This window comes from Streptomyces sp. DH24, from assembly GCF_029813775.1.
In the GTDB taxonomy this organism is placed as follows: Bacteria; Actinomycetota; Actinomycetes; order Streptomycetales; family Streptomycetaceae; genus Streptomyces.
This window is the reverse complement of sequence record NZ_JARVKW010000035.1, coordinates 37,299-49,691: the sequence shown is the minus strand read 5'-3', so window position 1 is coordinate 49,691 and position 12,393 is coordinate 37,299. Positions and strand designations below refer to the sequence as shown.

Genomic DNA, 12,393 nt, shown 5'->3' with positions numbered 1-12,393 from the left:
CCTGCGGTTCGGATCGGTAGCGGTTGCCGTGGCCGGTCAACGGTGGCTGCGGAAGCCGGTCGTTGCCGATGCTGGCACCGGCAGACCAGACCCCTTAGGGGGTAGCCAGACAGGGCGCTGTGCGCTCGCACCGACGCCGGGCCGCCTCGATGTCCACCAGGGCAACAGAACCGTGGCGCACCCACCAAGCCCACGGGACGGCGGCGGGATCGGGGAACGGGGGTGCTCACACGAGCCTAATCGTCGCGGAAACAGTGACGGGAAGTCCGGCTGCCGAACGGTGGGCGCGGCAGCCTGGACATGAACAAGCCCAGAAGTTGTCACCAGCGAAGCCCGCTGAGCTGGCGAACAGGAACGGTCAAAGCAGCCTGGTTGTCACCGCTGAGGCATTCGACTTGTCACAAGTACTCGTTCGGCAGCCTTTCTGTCATGAGTTGCCCAAATCGGGAATCCGGGGATCACCTGTCGGACCAGCACGGTCCAGGCGTCGGCTGAGCGTGACGTAGGCGGGGCCGTGACAGGCACGGGACCATGCGGGCCGGCCAAAGCCAGGGTGGGAGACTGGTGGGGACCGTCGTCATGTCTGCCCCCGCCGAGGGGCCAGGGTGGGCTGGTCGCGCCGGTGGTCGCTCCTTCGGGCCGGGTCCTGTGCTTTCCGGTGGCATGCGTTCGTCGGTTCGCGGGCCCTTGTGGTCTTGCGCTTGTGGGGGGATAGGTCATGGCGGATGAGTGTGATGTCGGTGAGCCGGGTCCTGGGCTGCGGAGGCGGGTATGACGGCGCAGAACTTGACGCGTGCGTTGGCCGGGCTTCTGGAGGCCAGTCACACGGCGCCCTTCGAGCAGTTGCCCTTTCTGCTCGACACCGCGGCGAAGGAGGCCGGTGCAGGCGGAGCGCGGCTGTTCGTGGCGGATGTTCAGGAGGTTGTGCTGCGAGAGGTCACCGGCATGGGCTTGAGCGCCGGCGAAGGGGGCGAGGAGTGTCGGATCGAGGGCACTGTGCCGGGCCGCGCCTACCAGCTCACAGAGATCGTGGTGTCGCCGCGCGGTGGGGCGTGCTGGGTGCCGGTGCGGGACGGCACCCAGCGGTTGGGGGTCTTGCAGGTCGAGTCCGGTCACCGCAACGGGGAGAAGCCCGATGAGGAGGTGGTGCGGGCGCTGGCGTCGATGGCCGGATTGCTGTTGGTCTCCAAGCGGGCCCACAGCGACTCGCACGCCCGGCTGATCCGGACCCGGCCGATGGGAGTGCCGGCGGAGCTGCAGTGGGCGCTGATGCCGCCGCGGACCTTCTCCGACCATCGGGTGACGATCAGCGCCTTCATGGAACCGGCCTACCAGGTGGCCGGGGATGCCTTCGAGTACGCGGTGGCCGGTGACATCCTGCATCTGGCGGTCTTCGACGCGATGGGTCACGACACTTCCGCGGGCCTGACCGCGGCCCTGTCGATGGCCACCTGCCGCAGCCACCGCCGCGCCGGCGCAACCATCCCCGAAGCCAGTGCAGCCATCGAGAACACCCTGGTCGAGCAGTTCGGGCACAGCCGCTACGCCACCGGCATCCTCGCCGACCTTGAGCTGAACACCGGCAAGTTCAGCTGGGTCAACCGAGGCCACATGCTGCCGGTACTGATCCGCGGCGGCCGCTGGGCCAGCACGCTGCGCTGCCCGCCAGCCGGGCCGATGGGCAGCGGGTTCAACCTGCCGATCAAACAGCGCACAGAGCAGTTGGAGCCAGGCGACCGGCTGCTGCTGTTCACCGACGGCATCACCGAAGCCCGCGACACAGACGGCCGTGAATTCGGCGTGGAGCGCTTCACCGACTTCATCATCCGCCACCACGCCGACGAGTTGCCTGTCGACGAGACGCTGCGCCGTCTTATGCACACCGTCATGGACTACCACCAGGGACGGCTGGAGGACGACGCCACCGTTCTGTTCTGCGAATGGCACGGTCCGGGCGCCCCGGTGGGATGAACGAGGGCGGGGCTGCCCAAGCCGTCGCCGGCCGGGCTCGCGCCAGCCGGCCCGGCGTGTGGCTTTGTTCACGCCCTCCGACAGCGCTCGTACACGACTCCGGGAGGCGGCTGGTGGCCAGCGGAGCCGATGTTCGAGAACGGGAGGCACCCGCCGGCGGTCGACAACGGCGCGGTCGTGGCTGCCGCCTATGCCCGTAGCCAGCACTTGCGCCCCGGTCTCCCGAGGAGCCGCAGACGGCGTCCCGCCGATCATTACTGAGCTGCTGCCCGTTCTCGTGGACATCCGGCGCGGGAGGTGTCTCCCGGACTGCTGTCGAAACGCTGCTCTGCGACGTGAACAGAGCCAGGCATGTGAAAGCTGGCAGGCCCGTTTACGTCCGGAGGGCGGCTTCACCGCCCCGGCCACTACCGGCATGTGATCACTCGCCGTGCGCCCGGTCGGCAGCGATCACGCCCACGCATGCCAGCAGCACGCTCAGGCTGTCCGGCACGGACACGACGGGGGGTGGCCGTATCGGAGGCGCAGGACAGCGCTGGAGTCTGTGTTCACCGCGCGGCGGCTGTCTTCCACGAGGTGCAGGCCGTGCACGGAATTCCGGTGTCGGACCGGGCGTTGGGCATGGTGCAGCTGGTGGTCAGCGAGCTGGTGACCAACGCGCACAAGTACACGCCCGGCCCTTGTCTGCTGGATCTGGAGATCAGCGACGGCGCGGTGGAGATCAGCGTGAGACGCCGATCCGACGCTGCCGGTGGCCCAAGCCGCTGATCCGGGCCGGGTCGGGCAACAGGATCTGGAGATCGTGATCGGCGTGTGCCGCAGCTCCGAGATGCGGCGGGAGCCGGTGGGCAAGCGCATCAAGGCCGCCGCCGTGCTGGCCGACGACCCCGCCGGGCACCCGGCGGGCCGCTTGATGTGACCGCCTGCTCAGTACCTGCTTTCGGTCTCTCCCTTTGGAACGCCTGTCGGCCCGTGCCATGAGGCAAATGACAAGGTCACAGTCCGTTTTGGCTGCCCGATGGACACGACGGCATAGCGCGTGATCGACGGCCCTTGTCCATGGCAGTCTGCGGACCAGCACGATGGCTGAGGCCCGGAGGTACACCGCTCATGGCGGCGAACATCAACCCCACCGTCAGGAGACGCCGTCTGGGAGCCGAGCTGCGCCGACTCCGCCTGGCCAGTGGGCTCAAGAGCACCGAAGTGGCCGAGCGGCTCATGATCTCCCAGCCCAAGATCAGCCATATGGAGAACGGCAACCGCGCCATCAGCCCCCGCGATGTGCGCGACCTGTGCAGGATTTACGGAGTGACGGACCCGCAGGTCATCGACTCACTGATGCAGATGGCCAGGGAATCCGGGCAACCGGGCTGGTGGCACGCCTACGGCGACATCCCCCAGAGCGTCTACATCGCCCTGGAGACGGACGCCACCTCCCTCCACACCTACGAATCCATGGCGATCCCCGCTCTGCTGCAGACCCCCGCCTACGCCGACGCCGTCATCGGGGAAACGATCCCCCCGCTCACCACCGAAGAGGCCGGCACGCGCCTGAAGGTGCGGCTGCGCCGTCAGCACCGGATCTACGACCCAGCCCGTCCGCTGCGCCTGTGGATTGTCCTGGACGAATCGGCACTGCGCCGCGTCGTCGGCAGCCCGGACGTCATGCGTGAACAGCTGGAGCACCTGAAAGCACTCGCCGCCGAGCCGCACATCACGGTGCAGGTCCTCCCCTACACAGCGGGCGCCCATCCGGGCCTCGCAGGACTGTTCTCCATCCTGCGGTTCGCCGACAGCTCCGCGGCGCCGGTGGTGTATCTGGAGCGGTTCACCAGCGACCTCTGTCTGGAGAAGCCATCCGACGTGCGGCATTACAGCGTGCTGCACGACCACCTACAGGCCCAGGCCCTCAGCCCCGGCAGCAGCCGCGACTTCATCACCGACGTCGCCAAGACGTACATCGACGCGACAACCACCCCCGAGCACGGCGAAGGCCAGTGAACGTTGCATCCGCTGACAGGCTTCGCCGACGGTGGGACAGTGTGCTCAGGGCCGCGATGTCGGGCCGGTGCGGGCCAAGATGAGAGTCCTGACCTTGGATGGTGCGCTGTGCGTCGTCGGGCACTCGATGGGCGGCCTGACCGCCCGCCTGCTCGCCGACAACCACCCGGTCAGGGTGGCCAGCTTCACCAACATCGAGGGCAACGTCGCACCCGAGGACTGCTTCCTCAGCCGGCAGACCATCACCCACTCTCACGACGACCCCGACGAGTTCCTCGCCCACTTCGCCGAACGCGTCGGCAACTCACGCTTCTACGGCGGCGCCCTGTACGCGTCGAGCCTTCCCCACAAGGTCCGGGCCGCAGCGGTCAGGGGCATCTTCGAGTCCATGGTCGACCTCTCCGACCACGGCAAGCTGCTCGACCGGTTCCTCGGACTCCCCGCGCCCAAGATGTTCATGTACGGGGAACAGAACAACACGCTGTCCTACCTCCCCGCCCTCGCCGCCGGCGGCGTCGAACTCGCCGAGATCGAGCACTGCGCCCACTTCCCCATGTACTCCAACCCACCGCAGATGTGGGCCCACATCGCCAGCCTCGTCTCGCAGGCCGACTCCCGTCCGTGAGAAGGAGACGCCGCGGTGGCGGACATGGCCGGGGCCCGGCCGGTTCCGGCCGGGCACCGATTCGGCGTATGCCTCGTGGCCCTTGGTCTGCGCAGAGCACAGGGCGCTGCCCTGGCGCGCGGGATGGCAGTCGCGTGGAGAACGGGCGGGCTCGCGGAGTGCAATCCCCGCGGGCCCGCCCGTCAGTGTCTCGCTGCCGTTTCCGGTGGTCAGCCGAGGCCCAGGCCGCGGCGTCCCGTGTCGTTGAGGTCGTCGAGGGTGAAGCGGCCGTTCCAGGTGCGCTCGTAGTGCTCGGCGGGGAAGTCGCTGGGGCTTGAACCTGTGACGAAAGCCTCGCGGACTTCGTCGGCGTAGCGCTCGTTGCGGGCGCACCAGGGCGCGGCGGGGATGTACATGACGTTGCCGCAGCCCTTCTGGTTGTTGACGGGGGCAACGCTGTGAATCATGTCGCAGTGCCACCACACGGAGTCGCCGGCCTTGACGTCGGGGATGGGGCTCAGTGCCCGGTACAGCACCGGGTGCCAGCGCTTGGTGACGGGGAAGACCTGGTTGGTGCGCACTCCGCACATCGAGTCCTCGGGGACGTCGGGGAGCAGGGGGCGCAGCAGCAGGTAGGCCATGATCTCGGGGATCGGGACGGTGTGGAGCACGCCTTGGTCTGCGTCCATGTCGGACAGGGCGGTCCAGCCCTGGAAGGTGCGGAAGGCCGAGCACATGGTCGAGCCGGGGTACTGGGGGCCGGTGGTGCGGTGGGCGGCGTCCCAGGGATCGTAGGACTCTACGGAGCCGTCGAACACGTGCCGGAACGCCCTCTGGTACTCCTTGGTCATCCACAGGTCGAGGGTGCCGGGGTCGCAGTGGGTGCCGAGGCCCGCGGAGTCGGTGCCCGGCGGGCGGCGGCGGATGCGGTCCGGGTAGAGCGCGTCGCGGTCAGGGTCGAACCACTGGGTGCCGTCCTCGGAGGTGTGGCGCCACAGTGAGTTCAGGAACGACTGGACGGTGGACATCCGCTCGGACTGGCGGGCCTGCATCTGGGCCTTGGACCAGTAGACGGGGTAGATCTCCGGCTTGGATCCGACGCTGCCGAAGAAGTCGTCGCCGGGGCCGGTGTAGCTCTCGAAGAACTTGTTGCGCTCGACGTAGTCCACGATGTCGGCGTCCCAGGCCAGGGCCTGCTCCCGGGGGAAGTGGCCGCGCACGACCAGGCAGCCGCGCCGGGCGAGCTTGGCGAGTTCCCCGGGCGTCACGGTGCCGGAGTGGATCGCGTCGTAGTCGATGACCGGCCAGACCTGCTCGCCGCGGGCTCGGTCGGCTTCGATCTCCTTGATACGCGCCTCGATGCGGCGTTCGGCGGCGGCGAAGACCTCTGCGACGGTGCGGCCGGAGGCTTCGATCCTGGCCCGCAGCGCGGGCTTGAGCGCGCGGATGGCGGCCCCGAGGTCCTCCGGGGTCTCCTCCCAGTGCGGCAGGGGCGGAAGGGTGTGCTGCGGCTCAGCGGCGAGCGTCATCGCCCGACTCCTTCAGTTAGGACTCCTTACTTGAATCACGTTAGAGCGATGCCAGCTTTTAGGCAAGACTCCTTACTAGAATGTGGGCATGGCACCGCCGAAACCTTCGCTGGAGATGCTGCGCAGCCTGACGGACGAGAACGTCCTGCGCGCCCTGATGACCCACCCCCGGCTGACGCGCGCCGAGATCGCGGCGCACACGGGGATCTCCAAACCCACGATCTCCGACAGCGTCCAGCGCCTCGCCGACGCCGGCCTCGTCGCCGACACGGGAGAGCGCACCGCCGGACGGGGTCGCGTGGGCACCTACTATGCCCTCGCGCCGGGCACCGGCACTGCCCTGGTGGCCGCCATCACCCCTTACGGCGTGCGGGCCGAAGCCGTCGACGCGCACGGCACCGTGCGGGAGCAGGCCCACATCCCGCTCGGGCGCAGCGACGGGCCGGAGCCGGCCGCCGCCGCTCTCGCACGCGTCGCGGCCGACCTCGGCGGCCGCGCTCCCGGGGCTCTGCGCATCGCCGTGGTCAGCGCCGCCGATCCCGTCGACCGCACCACTGGCCGGCTCGTCCAGCTTCCCGACGCACCCTTCCTCGTCGGCGAGCTCGACCCGCCCTCCCTTCTGGCCCCCCACGTCGAAGGACCCGTACTGGTCGACAACGACGTCAACTGGGCCGCCCGCGCCGAACGCGACCACGGATGCGCCGTCGGCGTCGACGACTTCGTCTACCTCCACCTCGGCCAAGGGCTCGGCTGCGCCGTCGTCAACGACGGCCACGTCCGCCGCGGCCACCACGGTCTGGCCGGCGAGATCGCCCACCTCTACACCGTCGGACCGGACGGCACCGCCATGCACTTCACCGATGTCTTCGCGGCCCTCGGCCTGCGCCATGCGCACTCGACCGCCATCGACACCGATGCGCTCATCGCCCGGCTGACCGACGGAAGCGACCAGGCGCGGCGACTGAGCACGGCCGTGGCCCGAGCCGTCAGCGGAGTCCTGGCCGCAGCCGTCTCCCTGGCCGACCCCAGCATGATCGTCATCGGTGGCGAATGGGGCACCCAGGAGTCCATCACCGCTGCCGTGGCCGAACACTTCGGCCAGACGCCGCGCCCGCTCCCGGTCAGTGCCGCCACCCTCCCCTCACCCGACCTGGACGGTGCCCGCACCAAAGCGGTGGAAGAGCTGCGCTCCCTCATCGTCCGCACCGCCGGCCCCGCGCCCCAGCAGTGACCACCGTCCCACCGCCGCAACACAACCCGCTTACGGCCTTCCGCAGAAAGCACGCTTGATGCCCTCCCGCCACCCGTACGACCTGCCCGACGCGCCCCCCGACATCCGGCTGATCGTCGCCGACATGGACGGAACACTCCTGGACGACGCGGGGAGGCCACCCGAGCAACTCCCCTGGCTGATGAAACAACTACGCGAACGCGGTGTGCTGTTCAGCCCGGCCAGCGGCCGCCAGTACGCCACCCTCGCCGGCCTCTTCCACGGCTTCGACGACGGCATGGTCTACATCGTAGAGAACGGCACTTACGTCGTCCGCGACGGCCAGGAAATCGCCTCCGACCCTCTGGACACAGCCGTCGCCGCCCGTCTTGTGAAGACGACACGCCGCCTCGCCGCCGACGGCATCGACGTCGGCGCCGTCGTCTGCGGCAAACACGCCGCCTACACCGAACGCACCGACGACGCCTTCCTGGCCGAGGTCGCCAAGTACTACGTCGCCCACCGCACCGTGGACGACGCCACCGTCATCAACGACGAGATCAACAAAGTAGCCCTGTTCGCTTTCGTGCCCGCGGCCCGCATCGTCGCCCCCGCCCTGGCCGAGTTCACTGCCACTCACCAGGTCGTCGTCTCCAGCGAGCACTGGATCGACGTCATGAACCCCACCGCCAACAAGGGCGCCGCCCTGCACCGACTCCAGCATGACCTGCACATCACCCCCGCGCAGACGCTCGCCTTCGGCGACTACCTCAACGACCTGGAGATGCTGGACACCGCCGAATGGTCCTTCGCCACGGCCAACGCCCACCCCGACGTCCTCCGGCGTGCCCGCTACACAGCACCCTCCAACAACGACAACGGCGTAGTACGCACCATCGAGCGACTGCTCCGATTGCCCGCCTCCTAGCTGCCGGCTGCCCGTTGGCGGTCACGCCCCATTCGAAGACCTGCGACTCGCCGCACGAATCAAGTGGTCCAATCCCTGTCGTGCGAGGCCTTTCATGGCTGGGTGACGCGCCCCCGCGGGGCGCTCCACCTACCGCGCCGGCCGGTTCCGCCCGCGGGCGCTCGACAATGGGTGGATTCACTCAGGGTGCACCGAGTCAGGACAGCCGGATCCGCAGCGGGAGCAGGGCCGGGCGGCTGTTCATCTTCGTCCCGCTCGGGGTGGAGTTGGGCGAGTTCTTCGTCGCTGACGTTGTCGAGGCTGCCGTCGACGTTGCCGACGCGGCAGAAGGAGCCGTCAGGGCGCACGACGTAGCGCCAGGTGAACGACATGCAGGGCCCCCTTCCGGGGTGGAACGTGACGCGAACCGTCACGGTCCGCCCCGCCTGCTGATCAGCGTCAAGGGGTCTGCGTGGCGGAAGCGGCGGCGCTCTGAGGCTGTGCCGTAGCGGGCAGGAGCCGCTACCAGCGAGGATGTCCGTCGTGACCACGGACCAGAAGCTCGCTCCCCGCCGCTCGACACACTCAGCACCCGTGGTGTTCGGGGCGGGAGCGGCCATCGGCGCTCTCGGCGGGATGATCGGGTTGGGCGGCGCGGAGTTCCGCCTCCCGCTGCTGATCGGCCTCTTCGGGTTCGCCGCACTCTCGGCCGTCATCCTGAACAAGGCGATGAGCCTGGTCGTGGTCCTGGTCGCACTGCCTGCCCGTCTGGCCGCGGTCCCGGCCGCCGAAGTGGTTACACGCTGGCCGGTAGCGGTCAACCTGCTGTCAGGCAGCCTGCTCGGCGCGTGGGCCGGAGCGTCCTGGGCGGTGCGCATGCGCTCGGCCACCCTCTACAAGGTGCTCGCGGCCCTGATGGTGCTCATGGCGGCCGCACTGCTGGTCACCCACACCACGACCCTGGGCACGCTCGATCTGCCGTTGTGGGCACAGGTGCCGTCCGGCGTGGTGGCCGGCTTCGGCATCGGGGTGGTCGCGGCGATCATGGGCGTCGCCGGCGGCGAGCTCCTGATCCCGACGATCGTCTTGCTCTTCGGCGAGGGCATCAAGACCGCAGGCAGCCTCTCCCTGTTGGTGTCGCTGCCGACCATGCTTGTGGCGTTCGCCCGCTACAGCCGCGACGGCAGCTTCGCTGTCCTAGGCGCGAACCTCCGCTTCACCACGATCATGGCCGCAGGCTCCGTGGCCGGAGCGGTACTGGGCGGGCTGCTCCTCGGTGTCTTCCCGGACCTGGCACTCATCCCCGCGCTGGCTGTGATCCTGCTCGTCTCCGCGGTCAAGCTCGCCCGTCACGACTGAGCCCGGACAGCGGCCCGGCAAGGATGCCGAGGGCCCGCGCCGGCATCCACCCTGCTGCCGAGACGGGACTCATCCGCTTGACCTTGGAGTCGGGTTGAAGGTTTACGGTCGGTGGCGTGAGAACCTACCGCATCTCGCAGTTGGCCGAGCGCTCCGGCGTTCCGGCCACGACGCTGCGCTTCTACGAGGACGCCGGGCTGCTGCCCGCCGACCGGACCCCGGCCGGGTACCGGGTGTACGGCGAGGACGCGGTGGAGCGTCTGTTCGTGCCGTAATGGAGACGGGCCGCGACGACAGCCTTGCCCGCGAGGTTACCGATACCGACGGCAGTGGTCGGGTCCTCCGACTCGTCGTCGGGGGTTCAGGCCGATAGCGGCCATGGCCATCCGCATCACCGGCGCACGCTCTGTGAAAGCGACCTTCACAACCTGATACGAAGCATGCAGACCGGGCTTCCCGTCTACGGCGGCAACCGGCGTGTGAAGGGAGTGCGCCGAGGCGAAGTCGCCCTCCTCGCCGGCGTCAGGGTGTCGCGAAGTTCGTCGTCGCGAAGGACGCCTGATCGCGGGGCGTGGTGCTGTCGGTGATCCACCAGTGCGTGGGGTACTCGCCGTAGTTGCCGAACAGTGCGCCGGACGCCCAGTTGAGGATCAGTTCGTCCTTGCCGTCGTCGTCGAAGTCCGCGGCGCCCACGGGCCGGGCGTGCCGCCATCTCGCGGGCGTCTTCTTGCCGCCCGTCTTCGCCGGCCCTTCGCGCAGAACGGGGGTACGCCGGTCGCCGTCGATGAGCGTGGCTCCTTCATAGGTGGCGACCAGGATGCCGTCGCGGCCGTCGCCGTCCGGGTCGGCGGCCACGAATCCGCCCGGCCCGTAGGAGGTGTTCACGTCCTTCGGCGCCTTGGGCAGTCGGTACGTGACGGGTTCCGCACCGCTACCGGGGTACACCGTGAGCGAACCGTCCACCTCGGGTTTCTCGGTCTCGAAGCCCGGCTCGTCGTTGCGGCCGCCGTCGTCTCCGACGGCCACGTCACGCCGTCCGTCGCCGTCGAAGTCGCCGTACGCGTGGGCGTTGCCGTCGCGCAACCGCCTTTGCTCGGCGAGGGCGTTGCCGCGACGGGCCGGGTAGAGGGTGTTGCCGGACTGCTCACCGTCGCTCGTGGCGTGGAGCAGCAGGGACGTCGCGCGTGCGCTGCCGGACGGGTCGATGTCGTCGGCCACGAGGGTGCCGTCCTGCCACGGCAGGTCGGTGTCAGTGCGCGCCGGTACACCGGCTCGTGTGAAGGGGCCGTACAGCAGCACCAGGGACGTGTGGTTCCGCGCCCGCGCCGCGAGGTCGTGGTGCCCGTCCCCGTCGAAGTCGCCGCGTACGACGGACTCCAGGCCCAGTTTCGACTCGCTCTGCGGCAACCGCACTTCACTCGCCGCGCCCTTCGCCTCGGGCCCGTCGGGGCCGCCCCAGGTCACGTAGGGGACGGTGCGGGACGCGGATACCTGGTTGTCCTGCGCGACCCCCAGGGCGACGGACGTGACGAAGTCCGGGAAGCCGTCGCCGTCCATGTCGGCCGTGACCACTGCCCCAGCGCTGACGCTGTCGGCTCCCGCAGGGTCCTGCGAGGGCTCGGGCAGGCCCAGGTCGCGGCGGCCGTGGACCGTGCGCGTCGAGGGATCGAGCCCTTTCGCCGATCCGTAGACGACGGCGACGCGTTGGCCGGCGCCCGGATTGTTGGGGTCGGTGCCGACGGTGACCGGCACGACGAGGTCGCGGAACCCGTCTCCGTTGATGTCGTCGGGGTCCTTCGATCCCTTCCCGGGCACCGGCCGCCGGCTCTCCGTCGGCGCGCTGGGTACTTCCGAGGGTGAGGCGGCGCCACCGGAAGGTGGCGTGTCCTGGCCTGTGGTGCCGCTGCCGCACCCGGTGAGCGAGGCGGCGAGCACCACACCGGCTGCGCAGACAGCGAAGGCGGACAGCACGGTGCGAGACTTCATGCGCTCCAGCCACACATCTCCCGGCGCCCCAGCCCCAGCCCCAGCCCCGGCCCCGGCTCCGGCTCCGGCTCCGGCTCCGGCTCCAACTTCAGCGGGAACGACGGTTGTTGACCGTTTGCCGTCCATGCACATACCGCCCTCTCGATTCGTGCCGGCCTTGCCCACCCTGCCGCCGCCCTGACTCGCGCACCCCGGATGGATGCGTCGACGGCCGTTCCCGTCTATCAGCCATGGGCACGCCGCGGGTGCGGCACGGTCGAGGCCGTAACGTGGGCCCATGCCGGAACGCACGCACATCCTCCACATCACCGAACGCTCCCGGTGGGAAGCGGCCCGCGAGCACGGCGCGTACACGATGTCGACACGCGGGCGCACCCTTGCGGAGGTGGGCTTCATCCACTGCTCGACGCGAGCCCAACTTCCCTCCGTGGCGGCCTTTGTGTACGGATGTTACGAGAGCTCCGACGAGCTGGTGGTGCTCGTCGTGGATCCCGCGCGGCTGGGTGTGCCGGTGACGTACGAGGCGCCGGAGCCCGGGGCCGAGGAGTTCCCGCATGTCTACGGGCCGATTCCGGTGAACGCGGTGGTGGAGGTGGAGCCGTGGCGGTGACGGGGCGCCGCAGGTCATGGCGGTGGGTGGTGACGGTGTGGCTGATCCTCGTGGCCGTCGCGGGCGGGCTGACCCTGTGGGTGCGGGACTCGGCGGAGCCGCGTCGGCACGGCGGGGAGGAGGCTGGTGCGACGCCGTCGCTTCCGGAAGGGTGGGAGTCGGCATGCGCGGGCGCCACGCCCGACGGGAACGGCCAGGCGCTCTGCTTCTTCAGGA

The 12,393-nt window shown here is 69.5% G+C and carries 10 protein-coding genes and 2 pseudogenes; 10 read left to right on the top strand and 2 right to left on the bottom strand.

The window, feature by feature from the left end; genetic code table 11:
• Nucleotides 1-771: 771 nt before the first annotated feature.
• From QC282_RS24775 to QC282_RS24760, 4 genes and pseudogenes are all read left to right on the top strand, one after another.
• Entirely contained in the window at nucleotides 772-1,971 is a 1,200-nt protein-coding gene (locus QC282_RS24775; protein WP_279551766.1) for a PP2C family protein-serine/threonine phosphatase, read from the top strand.
• A gap of 576 nt (nucleotides 1,972-2,547) precedes the next feature.
• A pseudogene (locus QC282_RS24770) lies at nucleotides 2,548-2,890 on the top strand (ATP-binding protein); the annotation flags it as partial.
• A 191-nt stretch (nucleotides 2,891-3,081) separates the two neighbouring features.
• Nucleotides 3,082-3,972, top strand: coding sequence for a helix-turn-helix transcriptional regulator (locus QC282_RS24765; protein ID WP_279551765.1), 891 nt, complete (start codon nucleotides 3,082-3,084; stop codon nucleotides 3,970-3,972).
• A gap of 79 nt (nucleotides 3,973-4,051) precedes the next feature.
• A complete protein-coding gene (locus QC282_RS24760; protein WP_279551764.1) occupies nucleotides 4,052-4,597 on the top strand; it encodes an alpha/beta hydrolase in 546 nt (181 codons plus the stop codon).
• 209 nt (nucleotides 4,598-4,806) lie between these two features.
• Here the strand turns inward: QC282_RS24760 and QC282_RS24755 are convergent, their stop codons facing one another.
• Nucleotides 4,807-6,105, bottom strand: coding sequence for a DUF1479 domain-containing protein (locus QC282_RS24755; protein WP_279551763.1), 1,299 nt, complete (start codon nucleotides 6,103-6,105; stop codon nucleotides 4,807-4,809).
• 88 nt (nucleotides 6,106-6,193) lie between these two features.
• Between QC282_RS24755 and QC282_RS24750 the strand changes: the two genes are divergently transcribed.
• The 5 genes and pseudogenes from QC282_RS24750 to QC282_RS24730 all read left to right on the top strand — a co-directional run.
• Nucleotides 6,194-7,336, top strand: a complete 1,143-nt coding sequence (locus QC282_RS24750) for an ROK family transcriptional regulator (protein ID WP_279551762.1) — start codon at nucleotides 6,194-6,196, stop codon at nucleotides 7,334-7,336.
• A 58-nt stretch (nucleotides 7,337-7,394) separates the two neighbouring features.
• Nucleotides 7,395-8,243: a Cof-type HAD-IIB family hydrolase gene (locus tag QC282_RS24745; protein WP_279551761.1), complete on the top strand. Its 849-nt coding sequence runs from the start codon at nucleotides 7,395-7,397 to the stop codon at nucleotides 8,241-8,243.
• 522 nt (nucleotides 8,244-8,765) lie between these two features.
• Nucleotides 8,766-9,581, top strand: a complete 816-nt coding sequence (locus tag QC282_RS24740; RefSeq protein WP_279551760.1) for a sulfite exporter TauE/SafE family protein — start codon at nucleotides 8,766-8,768, stop codon at nucleotides 9,579-9,581.
• Nucleotides 9,582-9,697: 116 nt separating this feature from the next.
• A complete protein-coding gene (locus QC282_RS24735) occupies nucleotides 9,698-9,856 on the top strand; it encodes a MerR family DNA-binding transcriptional regulator (RefSeq protein ID WP_279551759.1) in 159 nt (52 codons plus the stop codon).
• A gap of 165 nt (nucleotides 9,857-10,021) precedes the next feature.
• A pseudogene (locus tag QC282_RS24730) lies at nucleotides 10,022-10,111 on the top strand (transcriptional regulator); the annotation flags it as partial.
• Here QC282_RS24730 and QC282_RS24725 read toward each other — a convergent pair.
• Nucleotides 10,104-11,567, bottom strand: a complete 1,464-nt coding sequence (locus QC282_RS24725; RefSeq protein ID WP_279551758.1) for a hypothetical protein — start codon at nucleotides 11,565-11,567, stop codon at nucleotides 10,104-10,106. The pseudogene QC282_RS24730 and the gene QC282_RS24725 sit on opposite strands and share 8 nt — an antisense overlap.
• Before the next feature lie 277 nt (nucleotides 11,568-11,844).
• Here QC282_RS24725 and QC282_RS24720 point away from each other — a divergent pair, with 277 nt between their 5' ends.
• Complete coding sequence (locus QC282_RS24720) at nucleotides 11,845-12,177, top strand: DUF952 domain-containing protein (protein WP_279551757.1); 333 nt, start codon at nucleotides 11,845-11,847, stop codon at nucleotides 12,175-12,177.
• The last annotated feature ends 216 nt before the right edge of the window (nucleotides 12,178-12,393 follow it).

Coding starts and splice junctions, on each gene's coding strand:
- QC282_RS24775 (WP_279551766.1), top strand. CDS start 772: ATGACGGCGCAGAACTTGACGCGTGCGTTGGCCGGGCTTCTGGAGGCC.
- QC282_RS24765 (WP_279551765.1), top strand. CDS start 3,082: ATGGCGGCGAACATCAACCCCACCGTCAGGAGACGCCGTCTGGGAGCC.
- QC282_RS24760 (WP_279551764.1), top strand. CDS start 4,052: ATGAGAGTCCTGACCTTGGATGGTGCGCTGTGCGTCGTCGGGCACTCG.
- QC282_RS24755 (WP_279551763.1), bottom strand. CDS start 6,105: ATGACGCTCGCCGCTGAGCCGCAGCACACCCTTCCGCCCCTGCCGCAC.
- QC282_RS24750 (WP_279551762.1), top strand. CDS start 6,194: ATGGCACCGCCGAAACCTTCGCTGGAGATGCTGCGCAGCCTGACGGAC.
- QC282_RS24745 (WP_279551761.1), top strand. CDS start 7,395: ATGCCCTCCCGCCACCCGTACGACCTGCCCGACGCGCCCCCCGACATC.
- QC282_RS24725 (WP_279551758.1), bottom strand. CDS start 11,567: ATGAAGTCTCGCACCGTGCTGTCCGCCTTCGCTGTCTGCGCAGCCGGT.
- QC282_RS24720 (WP_279551757.1), top strand. CDS start 11,845: ATGCCGGAACGCACGCACATCCTCCACATCACCGAACGCTCCCGGTGG.